20 protein-coding genes and 1 pseudogene are annotated in these 19,823 nt (G+C 58.0%); 17 read left to right on the plus strand and 4 right to left on the minus strand.

Going from position 1 to position 19,823, the window contains the following annotated elements:
* The first annotated feature begins 3 nt into the window (after window positions 1-3).
* From H4Q31_RS16795 to H4Q31_RS16835, 9 genes and pseudogenes are all read left to right on the plus strand, one after another.
* On the plus strand, window positions 4-354 hold the full coding sequence (locus H4Q31_RS16795) for a DUF1048 domain-containing protein (RefSeq protein WP_185180219.1): 351 nt from the start codon (window positions 4-6) through the stop codon (window positions 352-354).
* A gap of 15 nt (window positions 355-369) precedes the next feature.
* On the plus strand, window positions 370-1,128 hold the full coding sequence (locus H4Q31_RS16800) for an ABC transporter ATP-binding protein (protein WP_185180220.1): 759 nt from the start codon (window positions 370-372) through the stop codon (window positions 1,126-1,128).
* A 1-nt stretch (window position 1,129) separates the two neighbouring features.
* Window positions 1,130-1,897 carry an ABC transporter permease gene (locus H4Q31_RS16805; RefSeq protein ID WP_185180221.1) on the plus strand — a complete coding sequence of 256 codons (768 nt, stop codon included), beginning with the start codon at window positions 1,130-1,132 and terminating at the stop codon, window positions 1,895-1,897.
* Window positions 1,897-2,769, plus strand: a complete 873-nt coding sequence (locus H4Q31_RS16810) for an aminoglycoside phosphotransferase family protein (RefSeq protein ID WP_185180222.1) — start codon at window positions 1,897-1,899, stop codon at window positions 2,767-2,769. The genes H4Q31_RS16805 and H4Q31_RS16810 overlap by 1 nt, the downstream gene beginning before the upstream one ends.
* A gap of 7 nt (window positions 2,770-2,776) precedes the next feature.
* Window positions 2,777-3,094, plus strand: a pseudogene (locus H4Q31_RS16815) (ATP-binding cassette domain-containing protein); the annotation flags it as partial.
* A gap of 274 nt (window positions 3,095-3,368) precedes the next feature.
* Window positions 3,369-3,497 carry a ribbon-helix-helix domain-containing protein gene (locus tag H4Q31_RS21820; protein ID WP_311771752.1) on the plus strand — a complete coding sequence of 43 codons (129 nt, stop codon included), beginning with the start codon at window positions 3,369-3,371 and terminating at the stop codon, window positions 3,495-3,497.
* Between the two features lie 16 nt (window positions 3,498-3,513).
* Window positions 3,514-4,440: a DNA polymerase III subunit beta gene (gene dnaN, locus H4Q31_RS16825; RefSeq protein WP_185180224.1), complete on the plus strand. Its 927-nt coding sequence runs from the start codon at window positions 3,514-3,516 to the stop codon at window positions 4,438-4,440.
* A gap of 60 nt (window positions 4,441-4,500) precedes the next feature.
* Complete coding sequence (locus H4Q31_RS16830) at window positions 4,501-5,301, plus strand: phosphotransferase (protein WP_311771748.1); 801 nt, start codon at window positions 4,501-4,503, stop codon at window positions 5,299-5,301.
* Window positions 5,302-5,390: 89 nt separating this feature from the next.
* Window positions 5,391-6,278, plus strand: coding sequence for an aminoglycoside phosphotransferase family protein (locus tag H4Q31_RS16835; RefSeq protein WP_185180225.1), 888 nt, complete (start codon window positions 5,391-5,393; stop codon window positions 6,276-6,278).
* A 125-nt stretch (window positions 6,279-6,403) separates the two neighbouring features.
* Here the strand turns inward: H4Q31_RS16835 and H4Q31_RS16840 are convergent, their stop codons facing one another.
* The gene (locus tag H4Q31_RS16840; protein WP_185180226.1) at window positions 6,404-8,449 is read right to left on the minus strand and encodes a glycoside hydrolase family 127 protein; all 2,046 of its coding nucleotides are present in this window, start codon (window positions 8,447-8,449) and stop codon (window positions 6,404-6,406) included.
* Between the two features lie 134 nt (window positions 8,450-8,583).
* Here H4Q31_RS16840 and H4Q31_RS16845 point away from each other — a divergent pair, with 134 nt between their 5' ends.
* The 4 genes from H4Q31_RS16845 to lspA all read left to right on the plus strand — a co-directional run bounded on the left by H4Q31_RS16845 (window position 8,584) and on the right by lspA (window position 12,603).
* Window positions 8,584-9,450, plus strand: coding sequence for an AraC family transcriptional regulator (locus H4Q31_RS16845; protein ID WP_185180227.1), 867 nt, complete (start codon window positions 8,584-8,586; stop codon window positions 9,448-9,450).
* A gap of 135 nt (window positions 9,451-9,585) precedes the next feature.
* The gene (locus tag H4Q31_RS16850; RefSeq protein ID WP_311771749.1) at window positions 9,586-10,410 is read left to right on the plus strand and encodes an ABC transporter ATP-binding protein; all 825 of its coding nucleotides are present in this window, start codon (window positions 9,586-9,588) and stop codon (window positions 10,408-10,410) included.
* Window positions 10,407-12,032 (plus strand): ABC transporter permease, encoded by a 1,626-nt coding sequence (locus H4Q31_RS16855; RefSeq protein WP_185180229.1) that lies wholly within the window; start codon window positions 10,407-10,409, stop codon window positions 12,030-12,032. The genes H4Q31_RS16850 and H4Q31_RS16855 overlap by 4 nt, the downstream gene beginning before the upstream one ends.
* A gap of 100 nt (window positions 12,033-12,132) precedes the next feature.
* A complete protein-coding gene (gene lspA / locus H4Q31_RS16860) occupies window positions 12,133-12,603 on the plus strand; it encodes a signal peptidase II (protein ID WP_185180230.1) in 471 nt (156 codons plus the stop codon).
* 374 nt (window positions 12,604-12,977) lie between these two features.
* Here lspA and H4Q31_RS16865 read toward each other — a convergent pair whose 3' ends face one another.
* Together H4Q31_RS16865 and H4Q31_RS16870 are read right to left on the minus strand one after the other, a co-directional pair.
* The gene (locus H4Q31_RS16865) at window positions 12,978-14,186 is read right to left on the minus strand and encodes a MalY/PatB family protein (RefSeq protein WP_185180231.1); all 1,209 of its coding nucleotides are present in this window, start codon (window positions 14,184-14,186) and stop codon (window positions 12,978-12,980) included.
* Between the two features lie 128 nt (window positions 14,187-14,314).
* Window positions 14,315-15,325, minus strand: coding sequence for a WD40/YVTN/BNR-like repeat-containing protein (locus H4Q31_RS16870; protein WP_185180232.1), 1,011 nt, complete (start codon window positions 15,323-15,325; stop codon window positions 14,315-14,317).
* On the opposite strand from H4Q31_RS16870, the gene H4Q31_RS16875 reads away from it, so the two are divergent.
* From H4Q31_RS16875 to H4Q31_RS16885, 3 genes are all read left to right on the plus strand, one after another.
* A complete protein-coding gene (locus tag H4Q31_RS16875; protein ID WP_185180233.1) occupies window positions 15,312-15,656 on the plus strand; it encodes a hypothetical protein in 345 nt (114 codons plus the stop codon). The genes H4Q31_RS16870 and H4Q31_RS16875 overlap by 14 nt on opposite strands.
* A gap of 157 nt (window positions 15,657-15,813) precedes the next feature.
* Window positions 15,814-16,494: a queuosine precursor transporter gene (locus H4Q31_RS16880; protein WP_185180234.1), complete on the plus strand. Its 681-nt coding sequence runs from the start codon at window positions 15,814-15,816 to the stop codon at window positions 16,492-16,494.
* 154 nt (window positions 16,495-16,648) lie between these two features.
* The gene (locus H4Q31_RS16885; protein WP_185180235.1) at window positions 16,649-17,074 is read left to right on the plus strand and encodes a hypothetical protein; all 426 of its coding nucleotides are present in this window, start codon (window positions 16,649-16,651) and stop codon (window positions 17,072-17,074) included.
* 550 nt (window positions 17,075-17,624) lie between these two features.
* Here H4Q31_RS16885 and H4Q31_RS16890 read toward each other — a convergent pair.
* Window positions 17,625-18,365, minus strand: coding sequence for a TlpA family protein disulfide reductase (locus H4Q31_RS16890; protein WP_185180236.1), 741 nt, complete (start codon window positions 18,363-18,365; stop codon window positions 17,625-17,627).
* Window positions 18,366-18,530: 165 nt separating this feature from the next.
* Between H4Q31_RS16890 and H4Q31_RS16895 the strand changes: the two genes are divergently transcribed.
* Window positions 18,531-19,760 (plus strand): MFS transporter, encoded by a 1,230-nt coding sequence (locus tag H4Q31_RS16895; RefSeq protein WP_185180237.1) that lies wholly within the window; start codon window positions 18,531-18,533, stop codon window positions 19,758-19,760.
* Window positions 19,761-19,823: the final 63 nt, after the last annotated feature.

The following is a 19,823-nucleotide window of genomic DNA, read 5'->3' on the forward strand; positions in this document are numbered from 1 at the left end:
CACATGAGTATCCGAGATCTCATTGAAGGCAAGAAGAAGTGGCGCGCGCACATGGCGCGCGTCAAAGCGCTCCCGCGGGATTATCAGCTGGTGTATAAAGAGATTCAGAAATATCTCTTTAAGGTCGGGCCTGTTGAGCTGACCGAAGGAACGGGGCTGCTCGACGGGATTGTCGAACTGTTCGAAGAAGGCGCGGCCATGGGGAAAGGCGTGCTTGAAGTGACGGGAAGCGACGTAGCGGCATTCTGCGACGATCTGATCAAAGATTCCAGGACTTACGCGGACGTCTATCAAGAATCGGTTAACCGGGAAGTTGCCAATGCCATGAATAAGGTAGCGAAGAAGACAAAGTAAAAGGAGGGAGCCGGGATGGACAAAGCGATTCAAGTTAGGGGGCTGCAGAAATCCTACAAGCAGCTTCAAGTGCTGAAGGGCGTAGACTTTGAAGTGGAGAAGGGCAGTATATTTGCCCTTCTCGGTTCCAACGGGGCAGGCAAAACCACGATCGTCCGAATTCTATCTACGCTGCTTAGGCATGACGGAGGCGCCGCCTCCGTCAACGGATTCGATGTCTCCACCAAGCCAGACGCCGTGCGGCAATCGATCAGCCTGACCGGGCAGTTCGCCGCCGTAGATGAGGTGTTGTCCGGACGGGAGAATCTGATCATGATTGCCAAACTGCGCCATACCGCCAACCCGCGTCAGGTCGCGGACGATCTGCTGAGACGCTTCGGCCTGACGGACGCAGCCGACCGCAGGGCATCGACTTATTCGGGCGGCATGCGCCGCAGGCTGGATATCGCCATGAGCCTGGTGGGCAAACCGCAGCTGATCTTCCTCGACGAACCGACCACCGGGCTTGACCCCGAGGCGCGCATAGAGACATGGAAGGTGGTCAAAGAGCTTGCCGACGGCGGAACGACGGTGTTCTTGACAACGCAGTATCTGGAAGAGGCGGAACAGCTCGCCGATCGAATTGCGATCTTGCATGAAGGCCGAATTATTGCGAATGGCACGCTGGAGGAGCTGAAGAAGATGTTCCCGGCCGCGAAGGTGGAGTATGTAGAGAAGCAGCCGACGTTGGAGGAGATCTTCCTCGCCATCGTCGGCAACAAGGAGGCGGTCTAAGATGGAGACCGTTAGAAAACATTTTCTCAGCGACATGAGTGTTATGCTCGGACGTTCCATGCGCCATGTGTTCCGCAGCATGGATACGATCATCACGGTCTGCGTGACGCCGATCGCGATGATGCTGCTGTTCGTCTATGTGCTCGGCGGCGCCATCCAAGCCGGCACGGATAACTATGTGAACTACCTGCTGCCCGGCATCCTGCTGATTGCGATTGCGAGCGGTATCTCCTATACAGCTTACCGCCTGTTCTTGGATAAGCAGCGGGGCATCATTGAACGGTTCCACTCGATGCCGATCGCGCGCTCCGCCGTGTTGTGGGGGCATGTGCTGACCTCGGTGGTATCCAACGTCATCTCTCTCGTCGTCATCATTGCCGCAGCGCTCATTATGGGATTCCGCTCATCTGTGGGCATGCTGCCTTGGCTTGCCGTAGCCGGCATCCTCCTCCTGTTCATGCTGGCCTTGACCTGGGTCGCGGCGATCGCCGGACTGTCCGCCAAGTCGGTGGAAGGCGCAAGCGCGTTCTCCTATCCCCTCATCTTCCTCCCGTTCATCAGCTCGGCCTTCGTGCCGACCGATTCGATGCCCAAAGTCGTTCGCGCGTTCGCCGAGAACCAGCCGGTCACCTCGATTGTCGAATCCATCCGCGCGCTGTTGGCGGGTCAACCTGTAGGTAATGACATTTGGGTCGCGCTTGCGTGGTGCGTCGGCATTATGCTCGTGGCTTATCTCTTCGCGATGCGCGCGTACAAAAGGAGCAGCTAATGAGTAAGAAGATGCATGTCGATGAGATGGAAATTGACGAGGCGCTCGTGCGCGGTCTGCTTGTCGCCCAGTTTCCCCGCTGGGCAGAGCTGCCCCTGCGGCGGATCGAGCCGGCGGGCACAGTGAACGCCATCTTCCGGCTGGGCGACGAATATTCCGTTCGGCTCGCGCGGCGGGAGGGGCCAACGAGACCAGGCAGTCGAGAGTTGATTTGGCTGCCCAAGATTGCGCCGTTGGTCCCACTTGAGACACCTGTCCCTATCGCTCAAGGGCAGCCGAATCACGAATATCCGTGGTATTGGGAGATCCATACGTGGGTTGAGGGCGAGACGGTACCGATCGAGGAGATCGACGCCGTTCAGGCAGCGCGCGATCTAGCCGCGTTCGTTGCAGTGCTGCAACAACTCGATTCATCGGGCGGGCCGCTGGGACGCGGCATTCCTCTAGCTGAGCGGGATGAGGAGTTCCGATATTGGCTGGCGCGGTTCGATGGCGATTGTGCGGCGGTGTCTGCTGCGTGGGAGGCGGCGCTTGCTGCGCCACCGTGGAACGGCCCGCCGGTGTGGCATCACGGCGACCTCGACGTGCGTAACTGGCTTGTGCGCAATAAACGCATCACCGGTGTGATCGATTGGGGTACAATGGGCATTGGCGATCCTGCATGCGATGTCATGGTCGCATGGAAGTTACACTCGCCGGCGGCCCGCGATGCGTTCCGCGAATGTCTTCCAACGGACGACGCAACGTGGGCAAGAGCCCGTGGCTGGGTCGTATCTCAGGCGGTAGCCGCGCTGGCTTACTACACGTCGGACAACAATCCAGTTCTGTACCATGAGGCGAAGTTATGGCTCGACCTAGCACTGTCAGAATGAGACGACGGCAGACTACCTTTTCTACGGGGTCGATGTGTTTAAGCCTGTCCGGCTGCTCTCCGGCGGAGAATGGACTCGTCTGAGGCTGGCGCTGCTCGTGCATCGGAAGCCGAACCTGCTCATTCTGGACGAACCGACGAACCATATGGATATCGCGTCGAGGGAGGCTCTCGAGGAAGCGTTGGAGGATTAACCGGGGACGATTCTTCTGGTGACGCACGATCGGTATCTCATGAACCGCCTGGCGCAGAAGATTTGGGAGTTGGATCATGGCCATCTCACCGTCTACCTAGGCGGATTTGATGAATATAAGGCGGAGAGCCGGCGAAGGAAAGCTCAGGATAAATGACAATCAAATGGCACCCTGCCGGGGTGCCATTTGGCTTTGGCAATAGGGTTGAAAATATTGTAAAGCCCGCATGCGTTATGATATGATTAATTTGAACGATATTGAATAAAGTAACCTAAATCAAAATAAGGGACTGAGCAAATTGAACAATCATAAGGTCAAGGTTGATGTCTCTAATAAGGAGGGGCAGCTAGGCTTTGTATTTACGAGAGGCGGTCTTCGCGAAGGGGCGGGTAGAAAGAGTATCGGCGTGACAAAGAAAGTATCCTTAACCCTAACGGAGGAGATGTGGGGGAAGATAGAAAGCTGCTGTGCGGACAATCAACTCTCTCGATCGGAGGTTATTCGTAACGCGCTTGAGTCTTACTATTCCAAATAATCCAGTTCGAGGTTAGGTGACAGGGGCTGTCGTTATACCATCACGTTATTTTCACGACGTTATTCGCAAACTTAGTGATGAGATAATTGTACTTGAACTGATAGAGCCGTTCATTCTGAATGTGAGGTCAGGCCATTCTCAAATACGCTTATGCGGGATGGATTCAACCGAATTTCCGTCTATTCATAGCGGAGATCCTGCTTGGTCCAAGAAACTGCAAATGAACAATGGCTTGTTTAGATCAGCAATTAAACAGGCGGCGACAGCGGCATCAACATCTGAGACTAGACCCGTATTAACGGGAATCCTCTGCGAGTGCGATAACGACGCACTAACCCTGGCCGCCACTGACGGAGTCCGCCTTGCTTCCCGAACTTTGCATATTGAAAATAACTCACACGCAGAATTTCAGGCCGTTATTCCAGCCAAAAATCTTTATGAAGTGTCAAAGCTATTAAGCAATGATGATGATACGACTGAGATCGAAGTGAGCGATAACCGAGTCAGATTTACAACAGACGGGCTCATCGTCGAGTCCGCGCTTCTTGAAGGCACTTATCCGTCCGTTAAGAATTTAATTCCACCATCTTACTTGTGCGAGATCCAGGTTGATAAAGACCGTCTGTTGACAGCGGTTGAATGCGTAACGGTATTGGCCAGCGAAAGGATTATTAGGTTAGAAGCCGGAGCAACTAAATTAAAGCTATTATCTAGAACGGCGGAAGTCGGGGATATGGAGAATGAAGTTCCTTTAATGGGAATGAGCGGGGAAGAATTCATCCTATCTCTGAACGGGAAGTATCTTATCGATATCCTTCGCAACAGTGATTGCCCGAATGTTCGAATTAGATATGCAGGGAGAACGAATCCCATTGTCGTGCTTCCGAATGATTCGCTCATGTCTGCTCTGTTCTTGATAACTCCAGTGCGGACGCGTGATTGATATACCCAGACCAACTTTAAAGGCTAGAAATACACCATCGTAATGAGAGGGTGAGGCATTGTGACTCAAGAAGAAGTGTTGGCAGGAGGCAATGTTAATCACATTGTCCGTAAGGAAAATACGGTTCTCCGTCCCACTGGTTATTGGAGTCCGAGTGTTCATGAGTTGCTTCAACATCTAGAGAAGCAAGGCTTTGAGGGGGCGCCGAGATATCTCGGGATCGACGACTCTGATCGTGAGATCATAACCTTCATCTCGGGGGAAGTCCCAGGCAATAAGTACCCTGAACTTGAACCTTATATGTGGTCGGATGAGACGCTCGTTGGTTTAGCGCGTCTACTACGCCGCTTCCATGATGCGACGGAAGGCTCAACTCTCATGACGCTAGGCAAATGGCAGCTGAGCTATGCCGATGATCGCGAGTACGAAGTGATCTGTCATAATGACGCTGCGTTGTACAATGTGGTCTTTCAACAGGGGACTCCTGTGGCGTTGATTGATTTTGACATGGCTGGACCCGGTCCGCGCATGTGGGACATTGCCTATTCCCTCTATACATCGGTTCCGCTTGCGAGCTTCTCGCCGGACCATTCTTCGGGGAGAACGGCAGAATATCAGTCGGACTTGCATGCTGCCGAGCGCCGCCGGCGTATTCGATTATTCTTTGAATCGTATGGAAATGCTGCTCCCGCTGAACTGTGTCAGTGGATTATCCAACGATTGACTGTCTTGTGCGATACGTTAAGAAACGGCGCTGCCGAAGGAAATCCAGCTTTTCAAAAAATGGTCGATGATGGACACCTGGCGCACTATGAGAGTGAGATTCGATTTGTAACAGATCATTTCAAAGAGTGGATATAGAATATCGGACTTTACGAAAACCGTTCTGACGAACAAGGTGTGTTGGTAATGGATCGCGAATATGATATAAATGCGGAGGGAAGAATGAAATGACATTCAGTCACCACCAAATAAATACTGATTTAGTACAAAGCTTAATCAGAAAGCAATTTCCTCAATGGGCAGACCTGCCTATCAAACCGGTTGAGAAAGGCGGGTATGACAACTTCACCTTTCATCTGGGCGAGGAAATGAGCGTGAGGCTGCCAAGAGACGAAGGCCACGCTCCGCAGGTTGAGAAGGAAGCGCGATGGCTCCCCCTGCTAAGACCCCATCTATCACTCCCTATTCCTGTCCCACTGGCGAAAGGTGTTCCGGACGAAAACTATCCATTTCATTGGTCAGTCAATAAGTGGATTGACGGCGACACCGCAAGACATGACAATATCTCGGATCTGAATGAATTTGCCGTTGATCTTGCTAGGTTTTTGAAGGAGCTTCAATCCATCGACGCATCCAACGGCCCATTAGGCGGAGACCATAACTATTTTAGAGGCCGTCCTCTTACGATGTACAAATTCAATCAGTGGACGATGGACGCTCTGGATGAACTGGCAGGAGCAATCGATACCGAGAAGTGTCTGGCCATATGGCGTCGAGCACAAGCGACGGAATGGACCAAGCCGCCAGTCTGGATTCACGGGGACATTAATCCTGGCAATCTTCTTGTAACTGACGGCAAACTATCAAGCGTGATAGATTTTGGCGTTATGGCGGTTGGCGACCCTGCAGCAGAATTGACCATGGCATGGACCTTCTTTGATGACGAGAGCAGGAAGGTATTTCTTCAGTCAGCAGGTTTCGATACGGATACAGAAGACCGGGCAAGAGGATGGGCGTTATGGAAAGCGCTAACCACATGCGTATGGGAAGAAGACAAGGAATCTACCGCTGTAAGAGAAGCGAGGAAGGTCATCGATATTTTATTGAAGGAATAGCAAGAACAAGTTTCCTGTTGAAAATGATTTTCCGAGGACAGCTGTTGAGGAGCAAAGTCAAGCTTTGCGGTAATCAGCTATAAGAGCCCGACAGGCGCGAAGCCTGCCGGGCTCTCTTTGACTTGTTAGATCTGAGCCGTCCGAATCCAGACGCTCATCTCGCCGGGCTCGCGGTTGCCCCACAGATAGTACGGCACCGCCGTCAGCCGCGTCGGCTTGGCGAGAGGGCGATACGGCGCGTACGGCGTGCCGTATCCATCGCCAGCGCTGTCCGGCCAAGCCTCAAGGTCAACCGTCGTGCCGTCCAGCTCAATGACAACGCAGCCGCCTAGCAGCTCTTCGTCGTATCGCTCGCTCGGAGCCGCGCCAACGTTCACTGCCGCCGAAGCGAGCGGCGCGAAGTTGTCCGCCTCCTCGAGGCAGTACACGAGCGGCCCGCGCTGAATGGCGACCTTGCCGGCGTCGGCGCGAATCTCCGGCCGCGCGGCGATCAGCTTCGTCTCGAGCGGCAGCTCCCACTCCGCCTCGTCGCCGTCCGTCCATGTCCGCTCTACGAGGGCGTAGCCGTTCTCGAGGCGGTAATCGACCGGCAGGCCGTTAACGCGGAGCGCCGGCTGCCCGCTCTGGAACCAGCCCGGCACGCGCAGAGCCAGCGTGAACGCCGCCGTTGCCTGGCCGCCGTTAGCGCCGGCTGCGCTTGAGGTTGCTGCTTGGCCGCCGCCAGCGGCCAGTGACACCTTGAAGCAGACGCGGCCGTCCCACGGCAGCTTCGACTGCTGCGTCAGCCCAACCTTGGCGCCGCCCGCCAGTTCAAATTCCGCTTCACTGCCGATGTATAGGTGCACATAGATCCGGCTGTCCGCCGGCGATGCGCCATAGATGTACTCATCCAGCGAGCTGAGCAGCCGAGCTACGTTCGGCGGGCAGCAGGAGCAGCCGAACCACTTCTGCCGGACCGGCTTGACATGGCGTCTACCCGGATTCTTTTCGCTCGCCTCCGGCCATACCTCCAGCGGGTTCACATAGAAGAAGTGCTTGCCGTCCTTGGACATGCTGCCCAGCACGTTGTTGTACAGCGCCCGTTCCATCACGTCGGCGTATTCGCTCTTCGCTTCAAGCTGCAGCATCCGCCGCGCGAAGAAGATGAGGCCGATCGAAGCGCACGTCTCCGCGTAGACCGTATCGTTCGGCAGATCGTAGTCGAACGAGAACGCCTCCCCGTGGTGCGTCGAGCCGATGCCGCCCGTAATGTACAGCTGCTTGCGCGCAATATTGCTCCACAGCCGCTCGCAAGCCGCGCGCAGCTCGGCGTCGCCGGTCAGCCGCGCCAGGTCGGCCATCGCCGTGTACATGTAGACGGCGCGCACCGCGTGTCCGACCGCAACGGACTGCTCACGGACGGGGAGGTGAGCCTGGTGATACGCGAGATTCGGTGAAGGCGTCGTTCCTTGCGACCAATGGCTCGTTCGTCCGCGCCGTTCCCACTCCTCCACGAAGTAGCTCGGCTGGCGCCCCCGCTCGTCGATGAAATATTGGCTGAGCTTCAAATACCGATTTTCACCCGTCGTCTCGTACAGCTTCACCAGCGCGAGCTCGATCTCCTGATGCCCGCAATACCCCTTCAGCTTCCCCGGCTCCGGTCCGAAGATGCTGTCCATATAATCCGCGAACCTGCAGACGATATCGAGTAGCTTCCGCTTGCCCGTCCCGTGGTAGTAGGCGACAGCCGCTTCGATCAGATGACCGGCGCAGTACAGCTCATGAGCGTCGACCAGATTGGTCCACCGCTTGTCCGGCTCCTTGATCGTGAAGTATGTATTGATGTAGCCGTCGTCCTGCTGCGCCTGCCCGATCAGGTCGATGGCCTCGTCCGCGATCCGCTCGAGCTCCGGGTCCGGATGGCTTCCAAGCGAATAGCCGACGGCCTCCAGCCACTTCGCCAAGTCGCTGTCTTGGAACACCATGCCCCCGAATTCGCCTTCCTGCAGCCCCGCCGCAATCCGGAAGTTGCGAATCGCGTAGCTCGGCTCGGCCCCTTCGATGAGATCGTTCAGCGCTTCCCATTGGTACGGAATGACCGTGTTCCTCACGAGCTCCGTATAGCCGTTCCAGAAGTCGTCGCGGATGCGCACTCGCTGTGTCTTGCGCTCTCCAACCGATGGCGTATTCATGTCCTCATCTCCCCGTGGATTTATCACAAATTGACTCCTCACATGCACGAGTATATGCTGGAATGGACAGACGGAATAGGTCGAAATTGAACCTTTTTTCTATAAAATCTCACACTGCGCGGAGGTGCGGGACGATGAGCGGCGAAGGGACTATTGCGCTTCGAACGCCGCCCCTTCCTTACTATTTGGGGAGCGGCATGTCACTCTTTCATCCGGGAGATCAGCATCCGAACCGAAGGGGGCTCGGCTTCTTCGATCTGCTGCTCGTCGCGAAGGGGACGCTGCATATCGGAGAGAACGGGAAGGAATGGGCGCTTGGCGAAGGGGAGACGCTCCTGCTTCAGCCCGAAGGCGAGCACTATGCCGTGAAGCCATGCGAGGAAGAGACGGCGTTCTATTGGGTTCACTTCGAGCATGCGGGAATGAGAGAGGGGAGCGCAGAGGAGGCTATTGCCGTCACGCCTTCCTCCGGCCGGCAGCCGTTCGCGAATCCGCATGCGGTTCGGCTTCCGAAGCGGTCGGTTCTCCGCAACCCGGCTGCCTCCTTCGGTCTGCTGGAGGAGCTGTTCAACTATTCGGGAGAGAACAGGCAGGCGGCCTTCTGGCGGGAGCAGACGCTCCTGCTTGAGCTGCTCAGGCAGCTTGAGGAAGGGGCGGCGAATCGGACGGCCTCGCCGTCCTACAAGCTGGCGGCGCAGACGGAAGCCTATCTGAAGCAATATTACCGCTCGGAATTGACGAACGAGTCGGTCGCGGAGGCGCTGCACTTCCATCCGAATTACATCGTCCGATGCATGAAGGAGCACTATGGCCGGACGCCGATGGACTACCTTCAAGCGTACCGGCTGGAGCAGGCGAAGCGGCTGCTGGTGGCGACGGATTGGCCGATCGGCCGGATCGCCGAGGAAGTCGGGTTCCGCTACGCGCCTTATTTCTCCAGCTGCTTCAAAGCGAACGAGGGTCTGCCGCCATTGCGATTCCGGAAAATGTATCGAACCTAGGCGCAAGACCGTATAAGACTTTATCGAGATGAGATGCCGAGCAACGAAGAAGAGTGCAACAGACACGGGAGGTGCAAGGAGATGGAAGGAACGAGTGGAGTGAGCGGAGTAAGTGGAATTAGCGGAGTGAGTGGAGTGAGCGGGACTAACGGGACAAGCGGAACCAGCGGAACCAGCGGAACCAGCGGAGAGAGCGACGTATTGTTAAGCATCCGGATCGAGGAAGCGGGTTACGAGCCGGGACGGCCTTACTTGCGCGATATTTCCTTCGAGGTGCGCGCAGGCGAGCGGCTCGGGCTGCTCGGCCCGAACGGGGCGGGCAAGAGCACGGTGATGAAGGGGCTGCTCGGACAACTGCCCCATTGGAAGGGGCAGCTGCAGTGGCGGGGAGAAGAGGCGGCTAGCGATCCCGGGAGTATGCCTGTCCGCCGGGTGGCTTATATTCCGGAGCAGCCGATTCTGTACGACCGGTTCACGCTATGGGAGCATCTGCAATTGGCGGCCGCGGCGGCCGAGCTGCCGGAGGATATATTCGAGGCGCGCGCGGAGGAGCTGCTGCACCGCTTCCGCCTGACGAAGAAGAAGGATGAATATCCCGTTCTTTTCTCCAAAGGCATGCAGCAGAAGGTTATGCTGATCACGGCGTTCCTGCTGGAGCCGGAGCTGTTCCTGGTGGACGAGCCGTTCATCGGCCTCGACCCAGGCGCTATCGTAGAGCTTCTTGCCGCACTGGATGAAGAACGCGCGCGGGGAGCGTCCGTCATTCTAACGACGCACGTGCTGGATTCGGCGGAGCGGCTGTGCGACCGGTTCGTGCTCGTTCATGACGGAGGCGTCGCGGCGTCCGGCACGATCGGCGACATCCGGCTCGCAGCGGACTGCCCGGCGGACACGCCGCTGTTCGACTGCTTCCGCGTCCTGACGGCGGAGCAGGAGGAGGAGGAGGCGCGAAGAACGTGAGCCATAAGCGTGCGGATATGAGGGAGCGCGATGAGCTCGCGGACCTCGAAGAGAATGGGGCCCGAGAAGAGCTGGCAGACCTCGAAGATCTTGCAGATCTTGAGGCGCTGGGCGGCCGTCAAGTGCGCGATACACGCGAAGGTTGCGAGGAACGGGAAGGCTTTGAGGGTCGTGAAGAACGCGAAGACTGGGCAGACCGCGAAGACTGCGCAGACCGAGAAGACCAAGAAGACCAAGAAGACCGCGAAGACTGGGCAGACCGTGAAAACTATGGGGACCGCGAAGACCGTGATGGCCGCGCCTGCGAAGACACCGCTCCCTCGCGCAGCCGCCGCTTTCACCCGTTGCCGCTGGCCGCAGCCCGCATCGCGAGCTTTTGGACCGATGTGTGGAAGAGCTGGCGGCTCGTATTCGACTGGACGGTTATCGTATATCTTGCCTTGCCAGGCATCTTCGTCTTCGCAAATATGTACCGGGATGCGTGGGAGCACACGCCGGGCTGGTTCGAGCTCATGCGTCCGCAGATCGTGTACGCGCTGCTCGGCCTGCTCATGCTGGGAGCGCGGCTGCGTACCTTCGCTGATCCGGGAGACGGCTTAATTCTTCGCCGGAATGCCCGCTGGACAGGGACGCTATATGCTGCTGGCGTCGCCTATACGCTCGCGGCTCGGCTGCTGATGTCTGCGTCAGCGCTAGTTCTGCTTATTCCGATTCTGACGATTCGTCTGCATTGGTCGCTGGAAGAAGGTTTATTCACCGCCGCAGCATCTTCCTTGTTCGGCTTCGTCTGGGCGCTAATTCGGGACGGGATCGAACGGCGGCGGGCCGGCTGGGGGCGAATCGCTCTCCTATGGTTCATTCGAGCGCTCCTGTTGGCGTCATGGGTTGCGTTTATGACATGGACAGCCTCGACCGGCGATGCCGCGCGGTATGCGCCGCATGTCTTGCTGCTCGCCGCCTCGGCTCTGCTAGTCTGGCGAAGGGCGAAAGCGAAGGGAACGTTCCTGCAAGAGATCTTGGCGGAGAACGAGGCTTATCAAGCCTGCGTTCAGTTCTTGCTGAAGAATTCTGCTGGCATCCGAAGCATGCCCAAAGGCCGTAGGCCGCTGCTATCCTTCGCGGGGCGCAGGCTGTTCCGTGAACGGGATGTTACGCGGCGGATCGCCGAGCTCGGCGTGAAGGCGGGACTGCGGGAGAGCGGGAATATCAGAACCTTGCTGCAGATGACGGCCGCTGGCGCAGCCGCCCTGCTGCTGATTCCGTTCGGGCTGGGGCTGTTCGTCTGGCTGGCGCTTGGCGCGCTGTCTCTGTTCTGGGTTCACTGGCAATGGGGGCATTGGAGAGAAGAGCGTTACGTCTCTATGCTGCCATTGTCCTTTGAGTCGCTGCAACGAGCGGAGAATGTAGGACGATTGGTTTATTGCCGCCCCTTATTCGGGCTGTGGGGCGTAATACTTGGCGTAAAGGCAGGGCTGACCTATGGAAGCTGGGGATGGCTGGCGGTTCCTGTTCTTCTAGCGGTGAGTTGGCCGCTTGCGAACTATATGAACCGAGCGGCGACGCGGATCTGGAAGCGGCGTTCCCGCCGAAGCGCCGCGAAGGGAGCTGACGATTCCCTCTAGGTATGGTCAGAATCACAGGATAATGTTGCATCTTGGTAAAGATAGGGAGATAGGATACAATTGCTATATCTAGCTTTTTGACTAAGGGAGGCGTTCGAAGTTGATCTTCTATCTGGTTGCCGCCATCGTCTTGGCTGCCGATCAATTGTCTAAATGGTGGGTGCGCAGCCATTTGGAGATGGGAGTGGCATCGACGGTATGGGGCGGCCTCGTGCACGTTCTACGCCTTGAGAACACCGGCGCCACCGGCAACACATTCGCAGGATATGGCAGATGGTTTGTTCCGATCGCCATTCTGATCTTGGCGGTCGTCTTATATTACCGGAGCAAAGGGAAGCTCAGAGGCGCATGGATGGAGGTCGGGACCGGCTTGTTCGTAGGCGGCGCACTCGGCAATGCGGTTGACCGGGCTGTGTTTAACGCGGTAACGGACTTCATCAAGGCCTCGAAAGGCCACGACGCCATTATGAATATCGCAGATATCGGCTTGAATGCCGGCGTCATCGTGATTCTGCTCTCAACGCTCTTCTTCCGCCGCAAGCGGGCTGAAGCAGCCCAGACGGCCGAGTGACGTAGGCAGACCGCGCGAGCGCATGTTGGTTGGTGGAATCACCCGCGGCGGGCGGTGCGCAAGAGGGTGATTGAAATGCCTACATTAGCGCAAAAGCGCATGGCGGATAGCGGCAGCCGACCACGAACAAGGCCCCAAAAGTGCCTTGTTGAGGCGGATAGCGGCAGCCGAGCGCGAACAAGGCCCCAAAAGTGCCTTGTTGAGCAAATTAGCAACAATCCACTCGCAAGAAGGCAACTAACTTACCTTGTTGCAACAAGCAGGGGCTGTCCCAATGGACAGCCCCTGCTCTACTCAATCGGCGGCCGATCCGGCCTGTGCCTTGCTTATGCCTTCGCCTCGGCCTACTCCCATGCCTCGCCTCCGCCCTCAGCCTAAGCCTCCGCTTTCACCTCGGCCTCGGCTGGTGCCGGCATCCCCGGCAGAGCCTCCCGGATCCGCTGCAAGGCTTCTGCCAGCACCGCGCGCGGTGCGGCGGCGTTTAAGCGCATGAAGCCTTCCCCTTCGGCTCCGAAATGGTAGCCGGCGTTCAGCGCAACCTTGGCCGTCTTCGTCATCCAATCCGACAGTTGGACGGGGCTGAGCCCATAGGCGCGGAAGTCCATCCAGACCAAGTACGTGCCTTCCGGCCGCACGACCTCCAGCTCAGGCATATGCGCTGCCACGTAGTCCATCAGATAATCCATGTTGCCGGCAATGTAGCGAAGCGCCTGATCGAGCCATTCGTCGCCGTGACGGTAAGCCGCTTCGGCCGCGGTTAGAGCCATCGCGTTGGCGCCACCGATATGAAGACGCTCCATATAAGCGGTGAACGCCTTCCGGATCTCTTCGTTCGGGATGATGATGAAGGAGGACTGGAGTCCCGCCATATTAAATGTCTTGCTCGGCGCCATGCAGATGACGAAGCGCTCGTCCTCGTTCATCAGCTTCGCCAGAACTGTGTGCCGGCTGGAAGGAAGCGCGAGATCGGCGTGAATCTCATCGGAGATGATCATGACGCCGTGCCGGCGGCAGATGGCGATTACCGCTGCCAGTTCTTCCTCGCTCCACACGCGGCCGACCGGATTGTGGGGGCTGCAGAGAATGAGCATCTTGGCCCCGTTCGCTTCGATCTTGGCTTCCAAATCCTCCAAGTCCATCTCATAACGTCCGTCCGTTAGCCGCAGCGGATTGGTCACCAGCTTCCGGCCGTTCTCCGTGACAACCTTGGAGAAGGGAGGATACACCGGCGGTTGAATCACAATAGCGTCTCCCTCGGCAGTGAAGGACTGCACGCAGGCGGCCAGTGCCGTGACGACGCCCGGCGAGTGGCACAGCCACTCCTTCTGAATGCGCCAGCCGTGCCTTCTGTCCATCCAGCCGATGACGGCTTCATCCATCGCTTCTGTTCGCATGCTATAGCCGTAGATCCCCGAATCCACACGGCGGCGCAGCGCCTCAATCACTTCCTGCGGCCCTTGGAAGTCCATATCAGCTACCCACAGCGGCAGCAGATCGCTCTCTCCGAAGATACGGCTGGTCGCCTCCTGCTTCACCGAACCAAAGCCAGTCAGATCGACATGCTGGTTGAAATCGTAGATCATTCTCGCTCACTCCTCTGCCCCAGCGGGCGCGATTGCGCGCAAGGCACGATATTTATTTTCAACCAGTTTATCACGCGGATCCAATCTTTGCATGAACAAGAAGGCAGGTATGGCGGCACCGCCCCTGATTAGTCCTCGGTCTTCGGCTTGTCGAAGGTATACGCCTTCTGCCAGCTTTTGCCTCCGTCATCGGAGGTATGCAGGACGGTGGGCTCCGTGGAATCCTTGGCGATCAGCCAGACGTGCTTCTCGTCCGTCGCGGCGATGATTTGGCCCTGATAGCCGCCGAACTCTTCCGGGCTCGCGCTCCACGTCTTGCCGCCGTCGGCCGTCGCTTGGATCGTATTCGGCTTGTCGCACGCCGGGCAATACCCGCCCATGAAGGCGGTCTGCGGATTCACCGCATACAAGTCGCCCGGCCTGCTGCCCGTTCCGTTCGGGTACTTGCCGTTGTCGTCCATCGTGAAGCCGGGCGCGGGACCGGCTCCGGCGGTGTTCTTGACGATGGCGGGCAGCCACGTCTTGCCTCCGTCCGTCGTATGGAATAGGACGTAGGACGTCTGGCTCATGCCGCTGTCGCCGATCACTTCGATCCAAGCGTCGTTCTTGCCCGTCGAACGAATGACGCTGGCAGCGGGAACGATGTCGCTCGCGCGCTTCATGACCGTCTTCCACGTCTTGCCCTGGTCCGCCGTATGCAGGAACCGGTACTCGCCGTCCGCCGATTGCACTGCCCAGCCGTTGTTCGCGTCATGGAAGTAGACGTCGCCGATGACGCCGTTCGGTACGGAGAGCTTCTTCCACGTCTGGCCGCCGTCGGTCGTCATGGCGTTGCCGCTGAAGGCCGTCCCATCATTCGTAAAATGCAAGAAACCCGCGTTCGGCGTCGTGCCGGCCTCGCTCCAATGCTTCCCGCCGTCGGTCGAGCGGATGAGCTTCAAGCCGTCTGCGCTGCCGGTATCCAGCGTCGCCCACACCTTGTTGCTGTTCAGCGCGAAGATTTGCTGCACGGCGAACGAGCCGCCGGTATATTGCAGCTCCCAGCTCGCGCCGCCGTCGTCGGTTCGGGCGATCCAGCCTTCGCCGCCGGTCCAGCCGCTCGTGTCGTCGATGAGCCGAAGTGCGGTGACAGCGCTCATCGAGACATCCGGATTCACTGGCGAGCTCGGCTTAGCGGGAGCAGCCGGACTTGTCGAGCCGTTCGGATTCGCCGGGTTGCTTGGACTAGCAGGCGCAGTCGGATCAATAGAGGCGGACGGCGAAGGAGACGGCAACGCCGAATCGGAAGGAGCCGGCGTCACTGCCGCAGACGGCGTTGCGGACGGGCTGGCAGAGGGAGCGGCATCATCGCCGAGGCAGCCGGAGAGCGCCATCGCTAACGCCAATATCACAGCGGTGGCCAACGGAATCGATCTTTTCTTTAACGCATGTGGATTGAACAAGGCGTACACCACCTTTTTCCCAAGTTGATGTCTTGTTGCTTGCACTTGTTAGACGCCGAAGCCCCGGCCGATGTTACTGCCATCTTCTGTATTGGGCACTATGTGCTATAATGATAGATTGTCCCGGGACACGGGGCCGCGGTTCGCAATCTCCCGCGTTATCAAAACTAGGAGGACTAGCTATTATGTTCAACTTGCTATGGGGCATATTCTTCGTGCTCGTCAACTTCGCGCTGTTCCTCGCCTGCTACCGCCTGCTGGGCAAGAACGGGCTGTACGTCTGGATCGGCGCAGCGACGGTACTCGCCAACATTCAGGTGGTGAAGACGTTCGAGATCTTCGGCATCGTCATGACGCTGGGCAACACGATCTATGCAACGATCTACCTGACGACCGACCTGCTCAATGAGAAGTACGGAGAGAAGGAGGCGCGGAAGGCGGTCTGGTTCGGCTTCTTCACGATGATCATGTCGCTCATTCTGATGCAGATGGTGCTTGCGTTCAAGCCGGGAGCGGACGATATCTCGCAGGAGGCGCTGGAGACGATCTTCGGACTGACGCCGCGGATCGCGCTTGGCAGTTTGTGCGCTTACTTCGTCAGCCAGTTCCTCGACGTGCGTATTTTCAGCCGGTTGAAGGTGAAGTACCCGAGCCGCTCACAGCTGTGGATCCGCAACAACGGGAGCACGGGATTAAGCCAGCTGGTCGATACGCTCGTGTTCAGCTCGATCGCATTCATCGGACTCTACCCGTGGGACGTCTGGTGGGAGATCGCGATTACGACGTACGTGCTGAAGTTCATCATCTCCGCCGCTTCGACGCCGGTCATCTATCTGGCGCGAAACTTCAAGTTCAGCGAAGGGTAGCCAAAAATAATGGAGCCCCGATCCGCCAAGCGCGGCGTCGGGGCTTCTGCGCGCGGGACCGGAGATCGCTCGGCGAAGGCGCGGTTTAAAGTGCAGTTGCATTACGGCGGCATCTCATGCCATGATGGAAATGTCAGAACATGGGAGGTTCGTTATGATCAATCGATTGGGGTTGCAGCGACGCGTTCTGTTCGTGCTTATCGCCTGTTATCTAGCAGGAGTCATCCTGGCGGGCTTGCTGTTCGCCGGATTCTATCTATGGAACAATATGAATGATCGCCCTTCGATGACAAGCATATCGGCCAGTGAGATCGGCAGCTCTCTGCATTACAAGGGGAAGGCTGTTCTTCCAGCTTGGGGAATTGAGAGAGCGGCGCTGTATGATGATCATTTTGCGAGTCCGCATGTGACGGTCGAGTTCGCCAACGGCGTGGCCGTCGAGGTGTCGAAGAGCCAGTTCGCGGTTAGCGGCAACGACGAATTTGTAGTGAAGAAGGGCGGCCTAACCTACCATTACATTCTGCCCGAGAGAATGACCGAATCGGAGATTGCCGCGCTGAAGGAAGAGGTAACGCCTTAGCTAGAGAACGCCCCGGGCCGCGGACAGCGGAGTGCGGGGCGTTGCTGTTCGAGCGCGGCCTGAAGACGTTTGCGTATGGCGGGAATTAGTTCGCGAACGGACTAACTCTGCGCCCGACTGGTGCGAATCGCGGGAATTAGTTCGCGAACGAACTAACTCCGTGCTCGGCTGGTGCGAATCGCGGGAATTAGTTCGCGAACGAACTAACTCCGCACTCGACTGATGCGATCCGTCGGAATTAGTTCGCGGACGAACTAACTCCGCACTCGACTGGTGCGATCCGTCGGAATTAGTTCGCGAACGAACTAACTCCGTGCTCGGCTGGTGCGAATCGCGGGAATTAGTTCGCGAACGAACTAACTCTGCGCCCGACTGGTGCGAATCGCGAGAATTAGTTCGCGAACGAACTAACTCCGTGCTCGACTGGTGCGAATCGCGAGAATTAGTTCGCGAACGAACTAACTCTGCGCCTGACTGGTGCGATCCGTCGGAATTAGTTCGCGAACGAACTAACTCGACGCCGGCCGGCCTTAGCCAGACCCTCTGCCCTTCAACCCTCGGCCTTGCCAAGCAGCCGCTCGGCGCGCTTGTCGAGCTCGTCCCAAGTCATGGCGCCGAGCACGCCGTCTTGGATAACGCCTTGGGCGTCAATGAAGAAGGTGGTCGGAATCGGACGGATGCGGTAGCTGTCAGCGGCTTTGCCGCTCTCGTCGAACAGGACGGGGAACTTGAAGCCGAACGCGGCGGCGAATTGCTGCGCGTCCTTCTTGCTGTCCACGTCGGTCAAGTTGACGGCGACGATCCGCAGGTCCGAGCCGTGCTCCTGATATAGCTTCGTGAGAAGCGGCGCTTCCTCCCGGCAAGGGCCGCACCATGAAGCCCAGAAGTTGAGCACGACCGGCTTGCCGCGGAACTTGGCCAGGCTATAGCTCCCGCCGTCCATGCCCTTGAGCGTGAAGGCAGGCGCAACCGCGCCGATCCGAGGCTCCTGGCGTCCCGCTGCGATGGCTGCCGCAACAGCTGCGCCCCCGTGCGCAACCGCGCCGATGCGCGGCTCCTGGCGTCCCGCTGCGATGGCTGCCGCAACAGCTGCGCCCCCGTACGCAACCGCGCCGATCCGCGGTTCCTCCCGGCCGGCAGCGTACGCAGCACTCGCCGCTTCAGCCGCCGCCCCGTCCGCTGCTTCCGCAGAAGCGGCGGCAGGGAGTGACAGCGATGCAGCGAGCAAGCCGCACAACGCTGTTGCTGCCGCCGATCCGCGGGCGAAACGGCTAATTTTTATCACCAGCATATACGTTCCTCCCAACCTGGGTATCTCGAATAGCATTACTATCGCCTTATCGGATGCCGTTCAAACGCGTATGAAAGGTATTGACTTCCAATGCCGACGCTACTAAACTTACACCATCATTAAGAGGATGCTCCATCAAGGTCCCGCAGACAGAGGTGAAAGATTGTGTCGACAGCAACGCAGACACGGGGGCCTGGTCCAGCGGCCGCCGCGTCGTTAACCGTACTGCCCGTCCTATTCTTAATTAGCTTCGTACATATGATGAACGATTCGATGCAGGCGACTGTACCGGCGCTGTACACGATATTGGAGAAGTCGCTTAACCTGTCATACGTGCAATTAGGCTGGCTCACATTCGCGCTTAATATGACGTCTTCCGTTCTGCAGCCGGTGGTCGGCATCTATACGGACCGGACCTCGAAGCCGTACTTGCTCCCGTTCGGCATGGCGCTCAGCCTATTAGGCATGGTCGGCATCGCGCTCGCGCCGTCCTTCTGGGTGCTGCTGTTCGCCGTTGTCTTCGTCGGCTTCGGCTCGGCGATCTTCCATCCCGAGGGCTCGCGCGTCGTTTGGTTCGCGGCCGGCGGGAAGCGGGGCTTCGCCCAATCGGTATACCAAGTCGGCGGCAATGGAGGCAGCTCGCTTGCCCCGCTCATGACGGTGTTCATCTTCGTGCCGCTCGGCCAGATCGGCGCGCTATGGGGAACCGCCTTCGCATTGGCGGCGATCGTGGCGTTGCTGTGGGTCGCCCCGTGGTACAAACGGCAATTGGCCGATTGGAAGACGCAAGGCGCGGCCGGCAAGTCCAAGCGAGTCGTCGCAGGCATGTCGCTGAGCACTCGCCATGTCCTCATCGCGATGGGGCTGCTGGTGTTCATCGTCTTCGGGCGTTCCTGGTATTCGGCGGGAATCGGCAATTATTATCAATTTTTCTTAATCGAGCATTACGGCTTGACGGCCAAGCACGCGCAGGTGCCGGTCTTCCTGTTCCTGCTGGCCGGGGTGATCGGGACGTTCTTCGGCGGTGTCATCGCGGATAAGATCGGCATGAAGAAAATGATTTTCTTATCGATCGCGGGAACCATTCCCTTCGCCATTGCGCTGCCTTATCTGCCGCTATTCTGGGCTTACCCGTTCATGTTCGTGCTTGGTCTCATCCTGAACTCCGGCTTCTCCGTCGCGGTCGTCTACGCTCAGCATCTGATGCCGACGAAGGTCGGCATGGCTTCTGGCCTGACGACAGGGCTTGCCTTCGGCATGGGAGCGCTTGGCGCCGTCGTGCTGGGGGCGATTGCCGACCGCCTCGGAATGGTCGATATGATGCGAATGATCGCCTTCCTGCCGCTGATCGGGCTGTTCGCGCTGCTGCTGCCTTCGGATCGCAAGAGGGGATGATTGGGAATATCCTATCCGGCCGTTATGCGTTATACTTTAAGAGACGATATGCCGTTAGCATAG

The organism is Cohnella lubricantis, from assembly GCF_014212015.1.
GTDB classification, from domain to species: Bacteria; Bacillota; Bacilli; order Paenibacillales; family Paenibacillaceae; genus Cohnella; species Cohnella lubricantis.

Coding starts and splice junctions, on each gene's coding strand:
- H4Q31_RS16890 (WP_185180236.1), bottom strand. CDS start 18,365: ATGCTGGTGATAAAAATTAGCCGTTTCGCCCGCGGATCGGCGGCAGCA.
- H4Q31_RS16805 (WP_185180221.1), top strand. CDS start 1,130: ATGGAGACCGTTAGAAAACATTTTCTCAGCGACATGAGTGTTATGCTC.
- H4Q31_RS16800 (WP_185180220.1), top strand. CDS start 370: ATGGACAAAGCGATTCAAGTTAGGGGGCTGCAGAAATCCTACAAGCAG.
- H4Q31_RS16795 (WP_185180219.1), top strand. CDS start 4: ATGAGTATCCGAGATCTCATTGAAGGCAAGAAGAAGTGGCGCGCGCAC.
- H4Q31_RS16870 (WP_185180232.1), bottom strand. CDS start 15,325: ATGAGCGCTGTCACCGCACTTCGGCTCATCGACGACACGAGCGGCTGG.
- H4Q31_RS16845 (WP_185180227.1), top strand. CDS start 8,584: ATGAGCGGCGAAGGGACTATTGCGCTTCGAACGCCGCCCCTTCCTTAC.
- H4Q31_RS16880 (WP_185180234.1), top strand. CDS start 15,814: ATGTTCAACTTGCTATGGGGCATATTCTTCGTGCTCGTCAACTTCGCG.
- H4Q31_RS16810 (WP_185180222.1), top strand. CDS start 1,897: ATGAGTAAGAAGATGCATGTCGATGAGATGGAAATTGACGAGGCGCTC.
- H4Q31_RS16885 (WP_185180235.1), top strand. CDS start 16,649: ATGATCAATCGATTGGGGTTGCAGCGACGCGTTCTGTTCGTGCTTATC.
- H4Q31_RS16865 (WP_185180231.1), bottom strand. CDS start 14,186: ATGATCTACGATTTCAACCAGCATGTCGATCTGACTGGCTTTGGTTCG.
- H4Q31_RS16835 (WP_185180225.1), top strand. CDS start 5,391: ATGACATTCAGTCACCACCAAATAAATACTGATTTAGTACAAAGCTTA.
- H4Q31_RS16840 (WP_185180226.1), bottom strand. CDS start 8,449: ATGAATACGCCATCGGTTGGAGAGCGCAAGACACAGCGAGTGCGCATC.